Annotated in this window: 24 protein-coding genes; 17 read left to right on the plus strand and 7 right to left on the minus strand. The window is 35.0% G+C overall.

What is annotated here, in order from left to right; genetic code table 11:
- Positions 1-2 precede the first annotated feature (2 nt).
- The 3 genes from AAGD72_RS04335 to AAGD72_RS04345 are packed head-to-tail and all read right to left on the minus strand — an operon-like array spanning position 3 to position 2440.
- The gene (locus AAGD72_RS04335; protein ID WP_341814644.1) at positions 3-941 is read right to left on the minus strand and encodes a M23 family metallopeptidase; all 939 of its coding nucleotides are present in this window, start codon (positions 939-941) and stop codon (positions 3-5) included.
- Positions 938-1672, minus strand: coding sequence for a YebC/PmpR family DNA-binding transcriptional regulator (locus AAGD72_RS04340; protein WP_155968523.1), 735 nt, complete (start codon positions 1670-1672; stop codon positions 938-940). The genes AAGD72_RS04335 and AAGD72_RS04340 overlap by 4 nt, the downstream gene beginning before the upstream one ends.
- A gap of 60 nt (positions 1673-1732) precedes the next feature.
- Positions 1733-2440, minus strand: coding sequence for an outer membrane protein assembly factor BamD (locus AAGD72_RS04345; RefSeq protein ID WP_341815130.1), 708 nt, complete (start codon positions 2438-2440; stop codon positions 1733-1735).
- A gap of 127 nt (positions 2441-2567) precedes the next feature.
- Between AAGD72_RS04345 and AAGD72_RS04350 the strand changes: the two genes are divergently transcribed.
- The 3 genes from AAGD72_RS04350 (at position 2568) to AAGD72_RS04360 (ending at position 4194) form a co-directional block, all read left to right on the plus strand.
- Positions 2568-3357 (plus strand): IS5 family transposase gene (locus AAGD72_RS04350; protein ID WP_341814578.1). Its coding sequence is split into 2 segments (ribosomal slippage): positions 2568-2828 and positions 2830-3357, totalling 789 coding nucleotides; the frame shifts between segments, so codons are not numbered across the junction.
- A complete protein-coding gene (locus AAGD72_RS04355) occupies positions 3317-3634 on the plus strand; it encodes a JAB domain-containing protein (protein ID WP_341814645.1) in 318 nt (105 codons plus the stop codon). Before AAGD72_RS04350 ends, AAGD72_RS04355 begins: the two co-directional genes overlap by 41 nt.
- Positions 3635-3903: 269 nt before the next feature.
- Positions 3904-4194, plus strand: coding sequence for a GIY-YIG nuclease family protein (locus AAGD72_RS04360; RefSeq protein WP_341814646.1), 291 nt, complete (start codon positions 3904-3906; stop codon positions 4192-4194).
- Positions 4195-4436: 242 nt separating this feature from the next.
- Here AAGD72_RS04360 and AAGD72_RS04365 read toward each other — a convergent pair whose 3' ends face one another.
- On the minus strand, positions 4437-7655 hold the full coding sequence (locus tag AAGD72_RS04365) for a UvrD-helicase domain-containing protein (RefSeq protein WP_341814647.1): 3219 nt from the start codon (positions 7653-7655) through the stop codon (positions 4437-4439).
- Between the two features lie 81 nt (positions 7656-7736).
- Here AAGD72_RS04365 and AAGD72_RS04370 point away from each other — a divergent pair, with 81 nt between their 5' ends.
- The 13 genes from AAGD72_RS04370 (at position 7737) to AAGD72_RS04430 (ending at position 15347) form a co-directional block, all read left to right on the plus strand.
- Positions 7737-8603: a 4-(cytidine 5'-diphospho)-2-C-methyl-D-erythritol kinase gene (locus tag AAGD72_RS04370; RefSeq protein ID WP_341814648.1), complete on the plus strand. Its 867-nt coding sequence runs from the start codon at positions 7737-7739 to the stop codon at positions 8601-8603.
- Between the two features lie 3 nt (positions 8604-8606).
- Entirely contained in the window at positions 8607-8963 is a 357-nt protein-coding gene (locus AAGD72_RS04375; protein ID WP_341814649.1) for an Mth938-like domain-containing protein, read from the plus strand.
- 1 nt (position 8964) lies between these two features.
- Positions 8965-9774 (plus strand): metal ABC transporter permease, encoded by an 810-nt coding sequence (locus AAGD72_RS04380; protein WP_049973644.1) that lies wholly within the window; start codon positions 8965-8967, stop codon positions 9772-9774.
- Positions 9775-9905: 131 nt separating this feature from the next.
- Positions 9906-10085: a hypothetical protein gene (locus AAGD72_RS04385; RefSeq protein ID WP_010082539.1), complete on the plus strand. Its 180-nt coding sequence runs from the start codon at positions 9906-9908 to the stop codon at positions 10083-10085.
- A gap of 5 nt (positions 10086-10090) precedes the next feature.
- Positions 10091-11083, plus strand: coding sequence for a DNA polymerase III subunit delta (gene holA / locus AAGD72_RS04390; protein WP_264718787.1), 993 nt, complete (start codon positions 10091-10093; stop codon positions 11081-11083).
- 169 nt (positions 11084-11252) lie between these two features.
- Positions 11253-12287, plus strand: coding sequence for a Fic family protein (locus tag AAGD72_RS04395; protein ID WP_341814650.1), 1035 nt, complete (start codon positions 11253-11255; stop codon positions 12285-12287).
- Between the two features lie 83 nt (positions 12288-12370).
- Positions 12371-12547 carry a hypothetical protein gene (locus AAGD72_RS04400; RefSeq protein WP_153801318.1) on the plus strand — a complete coding sequence of 59 codons (177 nt, stop codon included), beginning with the start codon at positions 12371-12373 and terminating at the stop codon, positions 12545-12547.
- Positions 12548-12693: 146 nt separating this feature from the next.
- Entirely contained in the window at positions 12694-13479 is a 786-nt protein-coding gene (gene dapB, locus AAGD72_RS04405; RefSeq protein WP_010962542.1) for a 4-hydroxy-tetrahydrodipicolinate reductase, read from the plus strand.
- Complete coding sequence (pstB, locus tag AAGD72_RS04410; protein WP_006280935.1) at positions 13476-14234, plus strand: phosphate ABC transporter ATP-binding protein PstB; 759 nt, start codon at positions 13476-13478, stop codon at positions 14232-14234. The genes dapB and pstB overlap by 4 nt, the downstream gene beginning before the upstream one ends.
- A 78-nt stretch (positions 14235-14312) precedes the next feature.
- On the plus strand, positions 14313-14606 hold the full coding sequence (locus AAGD72_RS04415; RefSeq protein ID WP_007548709.1) for a transposase: 294 nt from the start codon (positions 14313-14315) through the stop codon (positions 14604-14606).
- 122 nt (positions 14607-14728) lie between these two features.
- Positions 14729-15025, plus strand: coding sequence for an IS3 family transposase (locus AAGD72_RS04420; RefSeq protein WP_094189604.1), 297 nt, complete (start codon positions 14729-14731; stop codon positions 15023-15025).
- Between the two features lie 3 nt (positions 15026-15028).
- A complete protein-coding gene (locus AAGD72_RS04425) occupies positions 15029-15190 on the plus strand; it encodes a hypothetical protein (protein WP_264373729.1) in 162 nt (53 codons plus the stop codon).
- Positions 15183-15347 carry an IS3 family transposase gene (locus AAGD72_RS04430; RefSeq protein WP_010082072.1) on the plus strand — a complete coding sequence of 55 codons (165 nt, stop codon included), beginning with the start codon at positions 15183-15185 and terminating at the stop codon, positions 15345-15347. Before AAGD72_RS04425 ends, AAGD72_RS04430 begins: the two co-directional genes overlap by 8 nt.
- A gap of 179 nt (positions 15348-15526) precedes the next feature.
- On the opposite strand, the gene prfB is transcribed toward AAGD72_RS04430, so the two are convergent.
- Positions 15527-16631, minus strand: a protein-coding gene (gene prfB, locus AAGD72_RS04435; RefSeq protein WP_264954064.1) for a peptide chain release factor 2 whose coding sequence is annotated in 2 segments (ribosomal slippage) — positions 15527-16555 and positions 16557-16631 — 1104 coding nt in all. Because the reading frame shifts where the segments join, the coding sequence is not laid out codon by codon here.
- A gap of 153 nt (positions 16632-16784) precedes the next feature.
- Here prfB and mgtE point away from each other — a divergent pair.
- Positions 16785-18155 (plus strand): magnesium transporter, encoded by a 1371-nt coding sequence (mgtE, locus tag AAGD72_RS04440; RefSeq protein ID WP_341814651.1) that lies wholly within the window; start codon positions 16785-16787, stop codon positions 18153-18155.
- A 263-nt stretch (positions 18156-18418) separates the two neighbouring features.
- On the opposite strand, the gene AAGD72_RS04445 is transcribed toward mgtE, so the two are convergent.
- Both AAGD72_RS04445 and AAGD72_RS04450 read right to left on the minus strand, forming a co-directional pair.
- Positions 18419-19879: a TrkH family potassium uptake protein gene (locus tag AAGD72_RS04445; RefSeq protein WP_341814652.1), complete on the minus strand. Its 1461-nt coding sequence runs from the start codon at positions 19877-19879 to the stop codon at positions 18419-18421.
- 122 nt (positions 19880-20001) lie between these two features.
- Positions 20002-20791, minus strand: a protein-coding gene (locus tag AAGD72_RS04450; RefSeq protein WP_341814578.1) for an IS5 family transposase whose coding sequence is annotated in 2 segments (ribosomal slippage) — positions 20002-20529 and positions 20531-20791 — 789 coding nt in all. Because the reading frame shifts where the segments join, the coding sequence is not laid out codon by codon here.
- Positions 20792-20839: the final 48 nt, after the last annotated feature.

Here is a 20839-nt window from a genome sequence, read left to right on the forward strand (position 1 = left end):
CTTTAAACTTCTTTTTCACTTGAACCCTCTCTGTTGATCGTTTTATTTATCTTATTTACAAATAGTTTAAACTCTCTTAATTCATGATCAGGCAATTTTACTTCAGTTTTATGTGCTATCGTAAGCGGATCGATGTGTTTGCCGTTATATATAACTTCGTAATGTAAATGGGGTCCTGTTGCAACACCAGTGCTACCAACATAGGCGATGACCTGCCCCTGCTTTACTTTAGAGCCTAACTTTATATCGCCACTAAATCTATTTATATGTGCGTAACAGGTTGAATACTCATTTTTGTGTCTTATTTTGATGTAATTTCCATAGCCACCATTCTTTCCTATATATTCTATCACACCCTCTGCAGCAGCGTATATGGGAGTGCCAAGTTTAGCTGCATAATCCACTCCTTTGTGAAAAGCAATTTTACCGCGAACAGGATGCTTTCTATTGCCAAATTTTGAAGATATACGATAATCTCCATTTAAAGGATTTGCAAAAATTTCGCCATTTTTTAAGCTTATTCCTTCTTTATTAAAATATCTTTCTTTGCCGTCTTGCGATTTATAATGATATAAACTAATAGCTTTCTTGTTTATTGTCAGTGAAGCATATAAAATTTTTTCTTCAGTCTTCTGATTATTAGGCAATCTCTCAAAAAGAACCTCTAATTTACTCTTCGGCACAATGTCTTTTTTAAAATCAACACCGAAATCTTTATATATGTTGATTAATTTCACCACTGTATTTGGCGCCAACCCTTCCGTGGCAAAAAAGGAAGATTTTATGGTACTGGATATGAATAACAACTTTCTATCACTTTCTGTCGTCAAAGTAGCTTTTTTTTTTCTGATTCCATGCTGGAATGGCTGTGCAAGATCTGTTGATGTTTCAGTAGCATATGCTGGTAAAATACAAAGCAATACAAATATTACCAGCCTCATAGCTTATCAACAAAAGTAAAATTACCTTCCACATACTGTACATCGTCGTTATCTTCTAGCTCTTCAACCAATGCAGATAATTTATCAATCAACTCTTTATCGCTAATTTCAATCAGATCTTTTGGCTGCCATGAAAGACGAGCAAGTTCTGGTTCTCCGAATTTTGCATAAAAGGCATCGCGTACTTTACCAAAATCTTTTATTTCACAAGTTATAACGTGTAATCCTTCTTTGTCATTTTCCTCAACATTCAATACTTCTAATTCGATTCCATGACTGAATAAATCGTCAAAATTCATACCCTCTGCTTTATAGACGATTAAGCCTACATGATCGAAAAGGTAACTAACACTTCCTGTTTCTCCTAAATTTCCACCTTTACGAGAAAAGATATAACGTACCTCAGAAGCAGTACGGTTGCGGTTATTAGTCAAGGCATGGACAATGAGTGCAGTGCCAGAAGGCCCATGACCTTCATATTGTATTTCCTCGTAATTTTCTCCAGCAACGTTACCAGTTGCATTTTTTATTGCTGTTTCTATTTTATCTTTTGGTAGATTTTCCTTGCGTGCAGCAAATATAGCAGAGCGAAGGCGCGGGTTGAGTTCGGGTAGCCCTTGCTTTGCAGCAACTGCTATTTCTCTAATCAGCTTCGTAAATTTTTGAGAGCGCTTTGCATCCTGAGCACCTTTCCGGTGTTTTATATTTGAAAATTGTGAATGACCAGCCATATTCAAATAGTTAAAAATCTAAATTATATATAAAAGCATAGAAAAAGCTAAAGCAAATTTTCAAGCCTCCGGCTTGGCATCTTGCAGGTTTTCTGCTAATAACATACTTTCATACTGCTCAGCTTCTAAGTCAAGGCCAAGAGCTGAATGGGCTGCTATTAAATGGTTAATAGACTTAGAAAAATATTTAGAATCCTTATAGCTTGCCATATTCTGGAAACGCTTAATTGCTGCTAAATATTCACCACGCCTCAGGTAAAATTTACCGATAGAATACTCTTTTGTTGATATATGTTCTGTGATTAATTTTGCTCTTTCCTTTATCTCGTCTACATATTCGCTGCCTGGAAAGAGATTAATGTACTCAGTGGCTAGCTCTAAAGTTTTATATGCAGTTTGCTGTCCAAGTTGCACTTTATTAATTTGCATGTAATAAGATAATACTCTTAAGTAGTATACATATGGTAAATCTTCACCGTTTGAATAAACATATATATAATCATCCATATCACTTGCAGCACTGCTATAGTTACCCATATTATAATGAGACACACCAGATAATAATTTTGCTTTCATTGCCCAATAAGAAAAAGGATACAAATCCTCTATCTTATGAAATGCCCTAATAGCTTGTTTATATTTTTTCTGGTCAAAAAGTTCAACTGCTTCTTCATATAGTTCAGTTTCAGTTTTTTCAAGATCATTCGCATACGATTGTGTAAAGGAGCAAATTAGAAAAATAAAGCACGTGATTAAAGTCTTATACATAAGATTTTTTTCGATCAAAATAAAGTATAGACCTAAATATTACTTAAATAAATAAATTTCTTAGAACCTGTTTAAAATCTCGGAGAGATGAGGTAAAATAGTGGTAGATTAAGAATGAGGTATATCTATGCGTAAAAATTATCCAAGTGATATAAGTCGAGAGCAATTTGAAAAAATCAGACCAATACTAGAGAGTAGCAGGAAGAAAACGAGACCAAGAAAACTTGATTTGTATGATGTATTTCGTACAGTGTTATACGTCCTAAAAAGTGGTTGCCAGTGGAGAATGTTGCCAAAAGATTTTCCAAGGTGGGAAAGCGTATATTACTATTTTCAAATGTGGAATAAAAAGAATGGAGAAGAACCAAGTTTGTTGGAATTAGTTTTAAAAAAAATTGGTTGGAGAGATCCGTATCAACAATGGTCGGAAAGAGAAAACTAGCTTCTGTATAATTGATGCTCAAAGTGTTAAAAACACAGATACTGCTGAAAAAAAGGGCTATGATGCAGGTAAAAAGATTTCAGGCATAAAGCGTCATATTGCAGTTGATACTCAAGGTCTACCACATGCAATTTATGTAACAACAGCAGAAGTAACTGATCGTAGTAGCGCTGTAAGAATGGTTGAAAATGCTAAAGATACCCTTTCTGAAGTCAAAAATATATTGGTTGATGCAGGCTACACAGGAAAAATTTTTGCAACCCAAATAAAAGATATTATTGGTGCAACTGTTGAGGTAATAAAGCGCAGTGAATTACATTCTTTTGTTGTATTGCCAAAGAGATGGGTTGTTGAGCGTTCTTTTGCTTGGTTAGAAAAGTGTAGACGGCTATGGAAAAATTGCGAACGTAAACTCAATACCAGCTTGCAAATGATTGTCCTTTCCTTCATTTCTCTCCTATTACGAAGATTTTAAACAGGTTCTAATAGCGGAAGACCTGCAAAATATTGGTACAGTAGATCAAACTCCTCTTTATGTCAGAGAGATCATCAAGCGCGCACTTTTGATTGGTTCAACATCCATTGTAATATCTCACAATCATCCAAGCGGAGATACACAACCTTCAAATAGCGATATATCTCTCACTAGACAACTAGCAGAAGCTTGCCAAAGTATAGGAATAGAATTAATAGACCACATTATTATTACATTCAGTAGCTATTTTAGTTTCAAGGAAAATAGGTTGTTGTGAAAGCCTTTATAGCTACAGTAACTTAGATTTACCGACAATCGTCATTCCGCTACGTGTTAGCGGCTAAGAGATACCGTGAATGAATCGCGGTATGACGTAGATTGCTGTCATCCCGCTGCTTGTTAGCGGCTGAGATACCGCCGCGGTATAGTAACTCGTCATCCCGCTACGTGTTAGCGGCGCGGCGGGATGACGGTAAGATTTATTGTGGCATGATGGTGTAGTATAATGTTGATAAACCTCAGTTACTTTAGCTATAAACGATTAAGATGAAGTTATCATATATCTATATACTTACAAATAAAGCTAATAGCACATTATATATTGGTGTAACTGCAAATTTGATCAAGAGGATTTGGGAACACAAAAACAAAATTGTTTCAGGTTCTACATCAAGATATAATGTAAATAAACTTGTATATTTTGAAGAGTTTGAAGATATAAGTTTAGCTATTGCAAGAGAAAGGTGCCTGAAAGAATGGCCAAGGCAGTGGAAAATTAATTTGATCAATCAAAAGAATCCTAGCTGGGTTGACTTATATTACTTAGCTTTAAGATAGCTATGCTGAGATCCCGCTAACACGTAGCGAGATGACGAGAAAGGAGTGGCGGTATGACGGTTCGCGGCGGCATGACGATAAGCTCGTCCAAAAGAATCCTAGCTGGGTTGACTTATATTACTTAGCTTTAAGATAGCTATGCTGAGATCCCGCTAACACGTAGCGGGATGACGAGAAAGGAGTGGCGGGATGACGGTTCGCGGTGGTATGACGTAGTAGCTATTTCTTGCAATCAAGTTTCGTTAAAAGTCAGATTGAATGGTTAAATCTTCCACCCAAATAACCACGCACTCTACTTGCTTGTTTGGATATATTTCTTGTACTAAGGTTTTATAGATTAACATCTGTTTTTTTATTTCATTTAATAAGGAAACAGAAACGTTACGGTGTGATTTGTAGTCAATTATGATTGCTTTATCTTGCGTTATGCATAGCCTATCTAGTCGTACTAATACTGACTTGCCATCAATTGTTCCACTCAGTGTAATCTCTGACTTGCCTTCCAAGTCAAACAAATAGCCATATTTTTCATTAAAGGCTAATATTTTACTGTAAATTTCATCCTTATCTTCGCTGATGTTATCAAGGTATTTTCTGACCCAATTTTTTCTCCTTTCTTTTTCTATCTTGGGCATATACTGCAATATGCTGTGAATAATCAGGCCTCTTGCATAACCATCTGTCATCCAAGTAGCTGACACTGGGATCCATTCTGCTCCTTCTTTTTCACTGGATTCCAGCGTCACGCGCTGGGATGACACCGAAGAGTGGGCTAAAGCTGGTGGAAGGGAAATGACCGGAACGTCAAAGTAATCACGTTTTTTATAAATGTAAGGGTAGTTTGCATTCACGCATAATACTTCAACTTTTTCTTTAAATATTGGCTGTAAATCCCTTTGTTTCTTTTCATATGGTTCTCCATACTTAGTGATTAGATCATACCAAGAGCCCTTTTGCACTGGCTCTTTACTTAAGATGTATAACTCATCTTCAGCACGTGTGAGTGCTACGTATAATAAACGCAAATATTCATTATAATCCTCTAGTTTTTTCTCTCTTTTTACTTGATCGCAATAAGCGTTGTTGTTTTTTCCACACCAAAATGGCACTTCTGTTCCATCAAAGATAATGCTTTCACTGTTTCTTGGCACTGTGTTTGTATCAACCAAAAATACTATGGGAGCTTGCAGACCTTTTGATTTGTGAATTGTCATTATTCGCACAGCATTGCGTTCTGATTGCATATCATTCTTAATCTCCGGATTATTCTCCTTGATCCACTGAACAAGTGCTTGAAGAGATGGATTTTCAAATTGCAACACAAGGTTCATAAATTCGTCTAGAACCTCGAAGCACTCAAGACCTAGCCTTGCAGCAAATTTCTTCTTACCTGTACGCAATATATGTGTAAATAGTGTAAGAGGAGACTCTATGCGAGATAAGTTAATGAGATAGTTTAATTCACTATAGATAACCACAGAATAATCCTGAATTCTTTCCCATAGTGAATGCTCTTTACGGTCGTATGCAATGTTAAATAAATCATCCTCGGTGAAATTAAATAGCGGTGATTTTAAAGCATTTGCAAGAGCTAGATCATTTGCCTGGAGGAGTAAAAATTCGGCCAAAGCTATTAAGTCCTGCACGGCTATATAGTCCATAATTCTAAAATAATCTCGGCCTACAACTAGCACATTTGCTTTTTTAAGTTCGCTTATTATGTAATCAACTAACACGTTTCGTTGTCGCACCAAAATCATAATGTCTCTTGGCTCTATATGGCGATCTTTAGCGACTAAAATCCGCCCTTCGTTTAACCAATTGTGAATTCTGTTAGCTATTGTTTGAGCAAGTAATCGATCTGCTATTGTATAACCTTCCTTGCATGTCAGAGGAATTTGTAAAGCTCGCTGTTCTTTCTCTTTGCGCCTTGGTAACGCTGGCCAAATTTCAATATATCCTTGGTCATTTTCTCTATGTGGAACATGTTTTATTTCATTATCATTAAAAGATATTTCTGCGCGGAAGTTATTAAATATTCTATCTACAAGCATCAAAACTTCTGGAGTTGAACGAAATGACTTTTCAAGTTGGCATGATATCCAACCAGTTTTCGTATGAAAGTATTGTTGCATATAGTTGAATAGATGGGGATTTGCTCCTTGAAATCTGTATATGGATTGTTTTACGTCACCAACTACAAATAAGGTTCGCTTTTCATCATTACCGGCAAAAAATTCATCGCAGAGATTTGTTATAATTTTCCACTGACTGATGCTATTGTCTTGTGCCTCGTCAACAAGGATGTGATCTATTTTTTGATCTAAGTTAAACAATACCCAATCTTTATGATCTGGGTCGCTGAGAAGATTTGTTGCTAAGTCAATTATATCATTGTAATCAAGCAGTGCATTTTTTGATTTTTCGCTACTGTATAGATCAACATATACTTTAAATATACCAAGTAAGCTACTGGTTCTCTTGAATATTTGATAAGAGTTCATGTCTCTTATATGGGTAAATACTACATTCTGAACGCTCTCTATTATTTGCTCTGCATCTTTGAATTTCTCCAAAATACTTTTTGTTGCAATGGATGATATGCTCTTTTTTTCGTGCGATTCTGATTTGAGAAATACCTTGGCTAGACTTTCTATATCCTCCTTATTGGTGCTGTCACACCAATCATAGAGCATTGCACTATAACTCTGATCTCTTTTACTGCCTTCACTTAATATCTCGGCTAGTCTTTCCACGTGCTCGATTGTTTCACTCTGTAAGTCATGAATTTCATCTGGGGCGCTCAATTTATCTTTGATATATTTCGAATCATTTGCTGACGCTGATCTTTTCATGCACAAAGTATAAAGCAAATCGCGTAGTTTATTTTCATCAATTTCAGTTGCAATAAGGTTGATATCATCCTGCACAGTTTCGTTATGAAGCACTTTATTGAATATGATGGAATGTAATTCTTTGCATTCGCTCAGCGTGCAATTTGGAGCAATGCCAGCTTCTATAGGAAAGCTGGAGATTAATTTGTAACAGAAAGCGTGTATGGTTTGTATAGTTAGACCAAGATTTTCCAGTTCAGAGAAAAGCCTTCTTGCTCTTGTTAAATAATCTTTATTTTTTCTGGATCCCAGTGTCACGCACTGGGATGACAAGTAGGGGTGCTGAGATCCCAGTGTCACGCACTGGGATGACATTGGAAAGAAATCTAGTTGTTCTAGATCTGCTGCCAACACACTATCTGAACATATTGCCCACTTACTGAGTATGCTGTGAATGCGATTCTCCATTTCGTTTGCTGCAGCATTGGTGAATGTTAAGCAAAGAATATTTCTTTTGTTTTCTAATAAAAGTCTCAATACTCTGTCTATTAAGATTTTTGTTTTGCCTGTACCAGCGGACGCATTTACCCACACAGAGAAATTAGGATTTATGGCATTTGATCTCATCAGAAGTGCGAAAACCTTATAAAAGTTGACTAGAATAGCATTATACATATAATGTAAAAATAATCTTAGTGAAGATATATAATGAAAAGTTTTTGTGTAAAGGCGCCTGCAAAAATCAATCTTTTTTTGCATGTTGTAAATAAGAAGGAAACAGGATATCACTTGATTGAAGGTTTATTTGTCTTTGCTAATCTCTCTAATTTTTTGGAAATAAAAGTAGGTGAGAAGGATTCTAGATACGATAACTCTACAGTTGAATTTATAAACTCCGAGTCTAGAATAAATAACCAGTATAACACTGTAATGAAAGCGGTTAATCTGCTGCTTAGACATGCTCCAGTGCGTACTAAAGTTTCTATTAGAGTTGTAAAGAACATACCAATTGCTGCAGGACTCGGTAGCGGATCCTCAGATGCTGGAGCTGTGATACGTACGCTAGGGAAGCTGTGGGAGATTGATAGGACGATTTTAAATGAAATAGCCTTAAACGTTGGTGCTGATGTTCCCGCAAGCGTAGATAGCAAGCCAGTTTTTGTTAGAGGTATTGGCGAAGAATTATGCCACATTAAAAAATTCTCTTTACCTACAAATGTGGTGCTTGTGAAACCGAAAAAAAGGTTTTTGAGTACACCAGAGGTATTTTCCAAACATGAAGGAAAATTTTCTGAGCCAATTAAATGGAGCGATGACGCTGAAAAGGATTTGTTGAAGCTTCTTAAAGAGACGAGAAACGATCTTCAAGAAATAGCAATAAGCTTTGTACCTGAAATTAAGGATGTGATATCAACACTTGAGTCACAAGAAGGCTCTATACTTTCTCGCATGTCAGGCAGTGGTGTATCATGTTTTGGAATATTCGATAGTGAGGAAAATGCAAAAGCTGCTGCAGTTAATATCGGAAAAAAGCAACCAGAATGGTGGGTATGTGACACTCAATTAATAGTTTGACTTATGCCCTTAATTTCCGAGAATAAAAATCTTATAAATGGTTACAGGGAAGGAAAATTTTTGGTAAACAATCAAGAATATTGTGGCTCAATTATAATTTTTCCTGAAAAGGTGATAAAATTGAAAGAAAGTGATATAAATAGCAAGGAACATTTTAAATCTTTTTTAACAGAGGAAATAGAAATTTTGTTAATAGGTACTGGTAAAACACGCAATATACTAAGTTCTTCAGTAAAGTCCTATCTTATGGAGCAAAAAGGTTTAAATTTTGAATTTATGACAACAGGTTCTGCATGCAGAACCCATAATGTTCTGATATCCGAAGATAGATTTGTTGTCAGTTATCTAATAGCCATATAGCATGTTTGAAATGTTTACCCAGGATTTTTTCATCAACAGTCTAGTTGCAGTAGTTGTAATTAGCCTAGTAACAGGCGCTTTAGGATCGTTTATGATATGGCAAAGGTTATCTTATCTTGGTGATAGTTTGTCCCATTCTTCGTTGCTTGGTGTTGCACTTGCTTTAATCTTTAAGATTAGCCCATCGCTTAGCATAATGCTCATTGCAATTACATTTGCTATACTACTTTCTCTTAATTTTAACAGATTATATTCTGCTGATACGATATTGAACATTGTTACCAATGTAGTTTTATCATCGAGTTTAATACTTATGTCTTTTCTTCCATCTGGCAATAATAGTATTATTAGCTCACTGTTTGGTGATATATTAACGCTCGATCAAAGTGATATAGTATTGATTTTTTTAACCTCTGCAGTAGTTACTTTGATATTAATATTTAGATGGCGTTATTGGTTAATGATTTCAATTAATCAAGATTTAGCAGTAGTTGAAAAAATTAATGTTACCTTTGTTAGACTAGAATTTTTAATCACTCTTGCTATATTTATAGCAATTGCTGCCCAACTAATAGGAATATTACTCATTGCTGCATTTTTGCTAATACCAGCAGCATCTGCAAGGCTCATTTCGAAAACTCCAATGCAGATGATTATTGTTGCAACAGTTTTTTCTGTGATCTCTGGGATATCAGGTCTCATGTTATCTGCAAGTTTTGATTTGTTAACTGGACCTGCAATTATACTTGTTGCAGCGGTATATTTAATTATCGCTTATTTTATAAGGCTAGTATTAAGCAGGTTGGCTTAATTTTGATCTCGAATGTTAATAATTTTGTAATATACTCATTATAAAACATCACTATCTTAGCACAAAATAGTTTTTGCTATACTATTATTTATATGCTAATGATAAGTTGTTAATTTTATGGAGTAAGCAATATGAGCGAAGAAGGATTTTTTTCCAAATATATATCTCAACCTGTGAAAAAATTTTATAATTATATTACAGGAAAAACAGAAGAGTCAGATGATGTAGCAGGTGATGTGCATAATATTGCACAAGGAGACTCAGAGTCTTTGGATACTCATGTACAGTCAAATGAGAATGATATCATATAGATAGCATGAGGGTCACACCATCCAAAGTTAAAAAATTCCTAGAGAAACCTGATGCTTTACGTGGTGTGTTAATTCATGGAAGTGATAACAGTAGGGTTGATTTTTATGTACAAGAAATAATTGCTAATTTGGGTGAGTATTCAGTTCAGGTGATGGATTTTGCAATAGTGCATAAGTCACCCAGTTTACTGTTTTCTGAATTGGCAAACGTTTCGATGTTTACCAGCAAAAAATTAATTAAGCTGATAAATGTGAGTGGAGGTATATCCAAGGAGTTAAAAAATGTATTGGATTATAACGCAAGTGGTCATTATGTAATGATGGTAGCAAGTGATCTTCCATATAATTCTGCGACTAAAAGTTATATGGAGAGTTCAAAAATTTTTGGTGTGATTGCTTGCTATAAGGACAGCAACAGCAATCTTTATGACATTATATCAAGTTACTTAAAACAAAATGATATAAAATGCACAAATGAGATAATCTACCATTTGCAATCTTACTTTAATCATAGCAAGCTGCCTATATGTTCAGAACTTGAGAAGTTAGTTTTATACTTAGGGGAGAGAAAAGACCTAAAACTTACTGATATAGAATTATGCTTTTCAACTTCCGGCAACGACTATGCTACACTTGATGATCTATGCTCTGCCATAGCAAGTAAAGATATGTCGCGCTTCATTAGAATTTCTGATGTATTGATATCGCAAGAAAATTTTTCACCGATAGCGCTAATTCGCATTATATCAAATTATTTCCTACGCCTTGAAAACGTTTTGCTGTCAGTGCAAGGTGGAATGAGTGAGCAGGCTGCGATTGATCAGCTAAGCCCTCCATTGTTTTTTAAACAATTGCAGAGTTTTAAATCTCATTTGAAAAGTTTGCAACTTTCAGAACTTAAGAAGATCTTGGAAAAATTGATAAGCTTAGAAGTTACCTGTAAAAAAACTGATTTAGATCATAAAATGATTTTTCAACATGCACTGACGGGTAGCTGACTACTCGGATCCAGCCTTTCTTATAATTTCATCAAAATGTTGTATTTTAACATAAAATAGCTGCTTTTATGCCTACCAAAATTCATTCTTTAGTGTGTGTCTCACAAGTATTCTTTGCTAATAGGATATTTTCGAATATAATTGAATATAACTAGATAAAAATACAGATATGTTTGACATTTCAAAAATTGTAATAACACCTGAAATGTTAAAATTAGTTGCTGAAATTGATGAATTTAAAGGAGCATGGCAATTGTTTGGTAATTTAGCTCCAGAACGTTTACAAATGCTCAAGAAAATTGCAACAATTGAAAGTATTGGTTCTTCTACTCGTATTGAAGGGGCAAGATTATCAGACCGTGAAGTTGAGCAATTACTATCCAAACTTGATACGCGCTCATTTCGTTCTCTAGATGAACGAGAAATAGCTGGATATGCGTATGTGTGTGAAGAAGTATTTCAAAACTTTAACAAGATGCCATTTACAGAAAACACTATAAAACAGTTTCACATCTGGCTTTTACAATTTTCATATAAAGATCAAAGGCACATGGGAGAATATAAAAAATTCCCCAATCATGTTGAGGCGTTTGATGAATCTGGAAAAAGCTTGGGCATAGTTTTTGAAACAGCCTCTCCATTTGAGACAGCAACACAAATGCAAGAACTTATTTATTGGACTAGCCAGCAATTAGAGGTGAAATCGTTACACCCTCTATTAATTATTGGCATTTTTATAGTTACTTTTTTAGCTATTCATCCCTTCCAGGATGGAAATGGCAGATTATCACGCATTCTCACAACTTTCTTGTTACTAAAGTTAGGGTATATCTATGTACCTTACAGTTCCCTTGAAAGTAATAAGGAGAGTTACTACTTAGCTTTGCGTCGTACTCAACAATCCTTGAAGACGAGCAGCTATGATTTTAATCCATGGCTTATGTTCTTTTTAAGGTCACTACAAAAGCAAAAATTTCATCTTGAACAAAAGGTGTCACATGAAAAAGTGTTAAATCTCTATTTACCACCACTTTCTGCTAAAGTATTAGCACTACTCAGCAAACATGGACGTCTTACAATTAAGGATTTGGAAAATATTACTAAAGCAAACTGCAATACCTTAAAGAAGCACGTATCTAATCTCGTAAAGAGTAATCACATCACTCAGCATGGAAAAGGCAAAGCAACCTGGTATGTAATATAGAGCTCAATAGGATATGTATTCATTTTGAATTGTTAAATTATTCAGCTATAGAATATAGATCACAGCTGTACAAACATTGTAGTTTGAGCCCACTAGATCCCAGTGCCCTATTCTTGTCATCCCAGTGCCTTCTCCTGTCATCCCAGTGCCCAGACACTGGGATCCAGAAAAGTTTGCTTGTAAGCAAGCAAACTAGCATAGAAAGTGGTTACAACGTTTTCGATGAGATTGCAGAAAGGCTAGATTCCAGACTGGAATGACATCGTTCACTATGTACCATATTGCAATAGTTGTGGTCAAGGCACTGGGATCTGAAATTGCAGTGTTCGTACAGCTATAGAATATAGATCAGAAGTGACAGAGCTTAAAAAAAGGCCTAACATTCTTAATAAACGTAAAAAGCTTTATGAAAATCAGAGTTGGAGTAATAGGCTGCTTAGGCAGAATGGGCAAAAAAATACTCAATGAATTAATTACAAATACCAAAGTGGAAATAGCAGGTGCTGTTGCCCGTTCAGGCAGTAAGTACATAGATTCAGATATTGGACCAATTATAGCCAATCTAGGAATTAAAGTTACAAGTTCTATTAGTGGCATATTTGAGTCATCTGACGTTGTAATAGATTTTACAACTAAAGAATGTATGTTAGACTGCCTTAAAGCAGCTGTAAAATTTAAAACACCGCTGGTTAGTGGCACAACTGGAATAGAAGGTGTCGATTTGAAAGAATATGCTGCTGAAGTTCCAATATTATGGTCAGCAAATATGAGTGTTGGGGTTAATGTGTTGCTGAAATTGGTAAAAAAAGCTGCTGAGCTTTTAGGTAATGAATATGACGTTGAGATTTGGGAAATGCATCATAACTTAAAAAAGGATTCACCATCTGGAACAGCTATAGAACTTGGCAAAACAATTGCTAACGCTTCAAAAGTGGATTTTCAGTCCAATCAATATTTACATAGTGGTTCAAACATAAGGAAAAAGGGGGGAATAGGTTTTGCAGTATCTCGTGGAGGTGGAGTAATAGGAGATCACAGCGTGATGTTTGTTAATTCTGATGAACGGATAGAACTAAACCACAAAGCAATTGATCGCACAACATTTGCTAGAGGAGCTGTTCAAGCAGCAGTATGGCTATACGAAAATAAAAGAGAAATTCCGGGGCTCTATTCAATGCAGGATGTGATATGAGCAATACACGTGCCTCTGTTAAAGATTTAAATCTCTGGTACGGCTCTAAGCAAGTTTTATTCGATATAAATTTGAATATTTATAAAAGAAAAGTTACTACTTTTATCGGACCATCCGGGTGCGGTAAATCGACATTTTTGCGTTGTTTTAATCGTATGAATGACTATGTACCTGGATGCAAAACTGTTGGTGAATTAGATATCGATGGGCTGGGTGATATATATTCACGCGATATGGATGTTGTACTACTTAGAGCAAAAGTTGGTATGGTATTTCAAAAGCCAAATCCTTTTCCAAAATCAATATATGATAATGTTGCTTGTGGGCCAAAATTGCATGGTATGGCGAAGGATAAGCAAAAATTGAATGAGATGGTGGAAAATAGTTTAACCAAGGTTGGTTTATGGGAAGAATTGAAGGACAGATTGCAAGATAGCGCACTCAATTTATCCGGTGGCCAACAACAGAGGCTATGCATCGCTCGCGCAATTGCAGTGAAGCCAACTATTTTATTAATGGATGAACCGTGCTCCGCTCTTGATCCAATGGCAACCAATGCAATTGAAAATCTTATACAAGAGCTGAAATTAAGATTTACCATAATTATGGTAACTCATTCAATGAAACAAGCTAAAAAGTTATCTGATAGTGTAATTTTCTTTCATAATGGCAGAATTGTTGAGTCTGGAAGCACTCAAGAAATATTCGAAAATGCTCAATCTCCCTTAACAAAGGAGTATATCCTGGATCATTAAATTTCTGACCTTACCCAGAAAAAGTGGAGAGAAAGAAAAGAGTTTTTTTGGGTAAAATAAAATTTTGGAGGATTAGAAATGGTAAGAGAATATACAGCAGAATTCAAATTGGAAGCTGTTAAACTGGCAAATGAACAAAGAAAGGTAGGTCAACCAGTTGCAAAAGTAGCAAGAGATCTAGGAATAAGGGATAGTGTATTAGGAAAATGGATGAAGAAATATAACGAAAAAAAGTCAGCGGCAAATGCATTTCCAGATGTAGCACCTTATGACAAAGAGAGGTTTGATTTACAAAGCAAGAGTAACAAGGGAAAGAGACATTTAAAAAAAAGCCCTGGCCAGTCAAAAAGAGTAAAATATTTTTTTATATAGTAACTGCTATAAAGTACAGGAATTATGTAGGATTTTCTGCTAGTGGCTACTATAAGTGGACCACAAGAAAAATAAGCAGTAGAGAATCAGCAAATAAAGAGCTACTCGAAGCTATTCAAAAAATATATCAAGTTTCTAAATGTAGATATGGAGCTCCTAAAATTCATGCTGAATTGAAGGCTTTGGGTAAAAGTTGCAATTTGAAAACGGTGCAAAGTATTATGCAGAAAAATGACATCAGGGCTATACTGAGAAGAAAGTTTAAAATTAAAAAACAACAAACAGATAATAGAGCTGTAGCTCCCAATATACTAGATCAAAACTTTATTGTTGATCAACCAAATAAAGTATGGGATTACTTACATCAAAACCAAGGAGGGATGGCTATATTTGGCAGCAATAATTCTCACGTATGGTAGTTAATGAGTAGTGCAATAAATAAACAATTGGTTATGAACTCTTTATTAATGGCCATTAATAGGCGTAAACCTGTTAAAAATCTACTGCTGCACAGTGACCAAGGTTCACAATATACTTTGCAAGGTTATCAATATCTCTTAGCTGTAAAGAATATAGATGAGTAATAAAGGCTGTTGTTACGACAATTCTGTTGCAGAAAGCTTCTTTAGCTCATTGAAAAGAGAAATACTTATTGATACTTCACAACACTCTGCTCAACAAACTAGAACTGCAATATTTGAATACATAGAAATTTTTTATAACAAACAACGTCACTATTAACTATTGCATTCCAGAACAATTTGATGCATCATTCTTTTTGTAAAAAACATTCCAAACTTTCTCTCCACTTTTTCTGGGTAAGGTCACTTTTCCACTGATCATATTTAATCGCCATAACTTTACTCCTACTTTAACAATATTTTAATTATCATATATTATGGCAAGAAAGTCAACCCTACCTAATTTTGCTTAGTAAGCACACTAACTATGAAACAATCTATATTACCATCAAAAACAGAATTTATATTGCCCACTTCATGTCCGGTTCTTAAATCCTTCACCATTTGATATGGATGCATAACGTACGATCTGATCTGATTACCCCAGCCTATATCGCATTTTTTACCATACTCTTCAGCCATTTTCTGTTCTTTTTTTTCCAGTTCAATTTGGTATAAACGTCCTTTAAGTAATTTTAACGCCTCATCTTTATTTCTGTGTTGAGAACGACCATTTTGGCATTGAACTACAACACCAGTTGGAATATGCGTAATGCGTACTGCACTTTCAGTTTTGTTCACATGCTGACCGCCTGCTCCAGAAGCTCGGTAGGTGTCGATCTTTAGATCCTTTTCATCCACAGCAATATCAATTGAATCTTCGATCACTGGAGTTACTCCTACACTTGCAAAACTGGTATGACGTTTACCATTTGCATCAAATGGCGATATTCTAACCAGCCTGTGAATTCCACTTTCACTTTTTGCCCACCCATAAGCTTTTTCTCCAACGATTTTTATCATTGCAGACTTTATACCAACTGACTCTCCTTCTAATTTTTCTACAACTTCAACTTTAAAGTTGTGATAAATTTCTGCCCACCTTATATACATGCGCATCAGCATTTCAGCCCAATCATTGCTCTCGGTTCCGCCAGCTCCTGAGTGGATTTCTAAAAAGCAGTTATTATTATCTGCTTCACCAGTAAATAAGGACTCTGTTTCTTTATACTTGATTAATTTCTCTAGCTTAGCTAATTCATTTTCAACTTCAGAGAAAAATTCTTCATCATTTTCATCAATAGCAGACTTCATTAAGCTGATGGCATTGTTGTAATCGCTTTCCAGCTTTAAAAACGACTCTACGTCATTCTTAATTTTAGAACGTTCTTTTAAAACTTCTTGTGCTTTTTGGTTATCTTGCCATAGGTCATCATTCGACGCTTGGGAGTCAAGCTCTTCAAGGCGCAACTTTAATTTTTCTATGTCAAAGACACCTCCTGATAAGAGAAATACTTTTATTTAAGCTTTGAAAGTGTTCAAGAATTTCTGGATAAGTTTTCATTATACTTTAGATTTTAATATATTTACTATCAATAACAATAACAGTAAACAAAATAGAAATTTAACCATATGATAGTTAATTTAAATAATTTCATTATACTTTAATGTTTAAGGAAATCAAGCGCGTATATTTATTAAAAAATAAGGTAAAGTAATGAATATTAAAATAAGTTCTCATTATGGTTTAGACAAAAAGGCTATTGATGACTTAATAGAGTCACTTGATAACGAGGAGCTAGAGAATGTTCGTAGTATTGTAAAAACGATAGATAGCGTTCAGTTAGCTTATTTTTTATCTACTTCAATCAGTGATCACAGGGAGAAATTAGTTAATATCCTCGATCAACATTTGTTAAGTGATGCCCTAGTGCATGTAGTGCCAGATTTACAAATAGAGATCATGGAAACATTGGGAATAGAAAATACAGCAAAGTTACTAATGCTCCTTGATGTAGAAGATATAGTAACCATAGTGAAAGATTTAGATAGAAAGTTTGTAGAAAATATACTTTACTATTTGCCCAGCAAGACTCAGAAATCAGTAGAGGAGTTGCTATCATACCCAGAAGAAAGTGCAGGGAGGTTAATACATAAAGATATGGTTATAGCTCCATATTATTGGACAATAAATCAACTGACAGAATTTGTGTGCAACTATAAAAAAATACCAGAAAAATTTCACCAGATATTCATTATCAACTCAAAATTAGAGCCTATAGGCAGTGTTAATTTAAATAAGGTAATATCTCACTCAGGAGACACAATAATAAAAGAGATAATGGATCATGACATAAAAATCATTAAAACTGGAATAGACCAAGAGGAAGTAGCAAGAATATTTAAAGATTACTCTCTATTATCAGCTCCGGTAGTAAATAAGAATGGTAAAATTATTGGTGTGATCTTAATTGAAGATGTGATAAAAGTTGTTCAACAAGAAACAGAAGAGGATATACTCAAAATAAGCGGTGTATCTTCTAAAGCCGATATAAATGCCCCTATACATAAAACTATAATTAAAAGGCTACCTTGGTTACTGTTTAACCTCTTAGCTGCAACAATGTGTTCCATAGTAGTTGGCTTTTTCGATGATGTAATAAAAAGTTTTATAGTGCTGCCAATAATCATGCCGATAATTGCATCAATGAGCGGAAATGCAGGATCCCAAACAGTAACGCTAACCATCCGGGCAATCGCAACAAAATATCTAACTGAGCAAAATGCAAAAAGAATACTGATGAAAGAATTTTTAATAGGTCTTATAAACGGGGTGATCTTATCTACTATTTCATTAGTAGTGTTAGCAATAAGGTTTCACAACTTCAAAGTGGAGATGATTTTTGTGGTCTCCATGATTATGATGTCAATTATTGCAACGTTCATCGGAACTTTCATTCCTATAATGCTTCATCGCTTAAAGTCTGACCCTGCCGTTTCTTCTTCAATCCTAACATCGGCAACAACTGATATTCTCTCAGCTTTTATATTTCTTGGTTTAGCTACGATCTTTTTATTAAATAGCTAATACTATCTATAGCTATACCGCCACGAACCGTCATGCCGCGATTCATTCGCGGTATCTCTTAGCATAGATCCCGCTAACAAGTAGCGGGATGACGAGAAAGGGGCTACTTGGATGACATTCTTCCTGGTGTGCCCAAATCACAATGTTCGTACATCTGTGGATTTATTCGCGGTATAGATTCCGCTAACGAGTAGCGGAATGACGGTTTTTCAAATTGTCGTAAGTCAGTTTAGCTATAATATCAAATTTCACAACTTCACCAACTATTTCTTTCTATTAAATAAGAATAAATTGCCTATACAAAAATAGATTGGCAATATTTCAAGTCTGCCAAGCAGCATTAAAAACGATAGAAATAATTTTACTTCATTACTGAAAGAGGAATAATTACCAGAAGGACCTATTAAATTACTAAATCCCGGGCCAGAGTTTGTAAGCGTTGCAGAGACTGAACTGATGCTAGTTATAAAGTCTGCATTGCTTAAGTAAGACATCACTATTGATGAAATGGTAAACGTTAACATGAAAATTGCAAAAAATATAAAGACAGAGTGAACTTCATCATTCTCCAGGGTTTTTCCATTGAATTTTACTCCATTGTCTGCATCAGGGTTTAATAAAAGGTAAAAGTAATTTCTTATAAACCTTAAAAGAACAATCAAGCGGAAGATTTTGACACCACCACTTGAAGAACCACTACATCCACCAACAAAGGTGAGAAAAAAAGCTAAGACTGAAATGAAACTCCAATCTATATGATTACAGATTGCATAACCAGTTGACGTAATCAAGGAAGTGATGGTAAATGTGCTGCATCTAAATGATAATGACACTCCTAAATCAACATTTTTATACAACCAAAAACAAGCAAATAAAGATGAAACAATAGCTATCTTAAAAAAGTAAGAGACCTGCTCATCATAGCAAATGTCTAACCGTCTTATGATTTTTAAATAGCTAAGAAAAGGCAGAGAACCCAAAATCATAAAAACGATCGTTATGGCTTCTAGTATGGGATTATTATAGTGCCCTATAGAATCATTATAGTTAGCAAATCCACCAGTTGATACAGCAGACATTCCGTGACATATTGCATCAAATAGTGGCATACCAGCTAGATAATAGGAAAATATACATAACAAAATTAAGCCATAATATATTGCCGTAACATGAATCACTACGCTTCGCGTATTCGGCAACTTCCTTTTGGTAGCATCTGAATACTCAGAATAAAGTAAATTATTTAGGCTGAGAACCTTAAACATAGGAAAAACTGCAATTCCTAAAGTGATTACACCAAAACCCCCCATGCCATGTAGCATTGCTCTCCATAGCAGTATTCCTGGAGATTGTTTTTCAATATCATTAAATATAGTTGCTCCTGTGGTTGTGATGCCAGATATCGTTTCAAACAATGCATCAACATAGCTCAGATTATCAAAATAGAAAGGAATAGCTGCAAACAGAGACAAGGCAATCCAGGTGCAACTAGTAATCGCAAAAATTGCTGGCATTCCATGCAATCTACTTAATTTACCGAGTAAAATAAAAATTGCGCCAGATGTGCAGGTAATTATGAATCCAGCGAGGAAATTTTTCCATTTGTAGCTGAGACATTTATTAGTAATAGCAGGAATAAGCATTGCTAAGCTAAACAGCAATAGGAATATTCCCACAATAAATACAATTGAACGCAAATTTTGTAAACGTTGATGATTTTTCATAGAGTTACTTCCTCGCTATACAAAGCCATAAAAGCTACTCTAACGTCAAGCATTTTGTTGGCCTTTATTAACAGTTATTAACAATATACTTGATTTACTTGTAAATATGTGTGAGAACCTGTTTAAAATCTTCGTAATAGGAGAGAAATGAAGGAAAGGACAATCATTTGCAAGCTGGTATTGAGTTTACGTTCGCAATTTTTCCATAGCCGTCTACACTTTTCTAACCAAGCAAAAGAACGCTCAACAACCCATCTCTTTGGCAATACAACAAAAGAATGTAATTCACTGCGCTTTATTACCTCAACAGTTGCACCAATAATATCTTTTATTTGGGTTGCAAAAATTTTTCCTGTGTAGCCTGCATCAACCAATATATTTTTGACTTCAGAAAGGGTATCTTTAGCATTTTCAACCATTCTTACAGCGCTACTACGATCAGTTACTTCTGCTGTTGTTACATAAATTGCATGTGGTAGACCTTGAGTATCAACTGCAATATGACGCTTTATGCCTGAAATCTTTTTACCTGCATCATAGCCCTTTTTTTCAGCAGTATCTGTGTTTTTAACACTTTGAGCATCAATTATACAGAAGCTAGTTTTCTCTTTCCGACCATTGTTGATACGGATCTCTCCAACCAATTTTTTTTAAAACTAATTCCAACAAACTTGGTTCTTCTCCATTCTTTTTATTCCACATTTGAAAATAGTAATATACGCTTTCCCACCTTGGAAAATCTTTTGGCAACATTCTCCACTGGCAACCACTTTTTAGGACGTATAACACTGTACGAAATACATCATACAAATCAAGTTTTCTTGGTCTCGTTTTCTTCCTGCTACTCTCTAGTATTGGTCTGATTTTTTCAAATTGCTCTCGACTTATATCACTTGGATAATTTTTACGCATAGATATACCTCATTCTTAATCTACCACTATTTTACCTCATCTCTCCGA

It is taken from the genome of Wolbachia endosymbiont (group A) of Chalcis sispes, from assembly GCF_964026765.1.
GTDB lineage: Bacteria > Pseudomonadota > Alphaproteobacteria > Rickettsiales > Anaplasmataceae > Wolbachia > Wolbachia pipientis.

Coding starts and splice junctions, on each gene's coding strand:
- AAGD72_RS04415 (WP_007548709.1), top strand. CDS start 14,313: ATGGTAAGAGAATATACAGCAGAATTCAAATTGGAAGCTGTTAAACTG.
- AAGD72_RS04395 (WP_341814650.1), top strand. CDS start 11,253: ATGTTTGACATTTCAAAAATTGTAATAACACCTGAAATGTTAAAATTA.
- AAGD72_RS04360 (WP_341814646.1), top strand. CDS start 3,904: ATGAAGTTATCATATATCTATATACTTACAAATAAAGCTAATAGCACA.
- AAGD72_RS04365 (WP_341814647.1), bottom strand. CDS start 7,655: ATGAGATCAAATGCCATAAATCCTAATTTCTCTGTGTGGGTAAATGCG.
- AAGD72_RS04425 (WP_264373729.1), top strand. CDS start 15,029: ATGAGTAGTGCAATAAATAAACAATTGGTTATGAACTCTTTATTAATG.
- AAGD72_RS04385 (WP_010082539.1), top strand. CDS start 9,906: ATGAGCGAAGAAGGATTTTTTTCCAAATATATATCTCAACCTGTGAAA.
- holA (WP_264718787.1), top strand. CDS start 10,091: ATGAGGGTCACACCATCCAAAGTTAAAAAATTCCTAGAGAAACCTGAT.
- AAGD72_RS04430 (WP_010082072.1), top strand. CDS start 15,183: ATGAGTAATAAAGGCTGTTGTTACGACAATTCTGTTGCAGAAAGCTTC.
- AAGD72_RS04370 (WP_341814648.1), top strand. CDS start 7,737: ATGAAAAGTTTTTGTGTAAAGGCGCCTGCAAAAATCAATCTTTTTTTG.
- AAGD72_RS04375 (WP_341814649.1), top strand. CDS start 8,607: ATGCCCTTAATTTCCGAGAATAAAAATCTTATAAATGGTTACAGGGAA.
- AAGD72_RS04445 (WP_341814652.1), bottom strand. CDS start 19,879: ATGAAAAATCATCAACGTTTACAAAATTTGCGTTCAATTGTATTTATT.
- AAGD72_RS04335 (WP_341814644.1), bottom strand. CDS start 941: ATGAGGCTGGTAATATTTGTATTGCTTTGTATTTTACCAGCATATGCT.
- mgtE (WP_341814651.1), top strand. CDS start 16,785: ATGAATATTAAAATAAGTTCTCATTATGGTTTAGACAAAAAGGCTATT.
- AAGD72_RS04380 (WP_049973644.1), top strand. CDS start 8,965: ATGTTTGAAATGTTTACCCAGGATTTTTTCATCAACAGTCTAGTTGCA.
- pstB (WP_006280935.1), top strand. CDS start 13,476: ATGAGCAATACACGTGCCTCTGTTAAAGATTTAAATCTCTGGTACGGC.
- AAGD72_RS04345 (WP_341815130.1), bottom strand. CDS start 2,440: ATGTATAAGACTTTAATCACGTGCTTTATTTTTCTAATTTGCTCCTTT.
- AAGD72_RS04340 (WP_155968523.1), bottom strand. CDS start 1,672: ATGGCTGGTCATTCACAATTTTCAAATATAAAACACCGGAAAGGTGCT.
- dapB (WP_010962542.1), top strand. CDS start 12,694: ATGAAAATCAGAGTTGGAGTAATAGGCTGCTTAGGCAGAATGGGCAAA.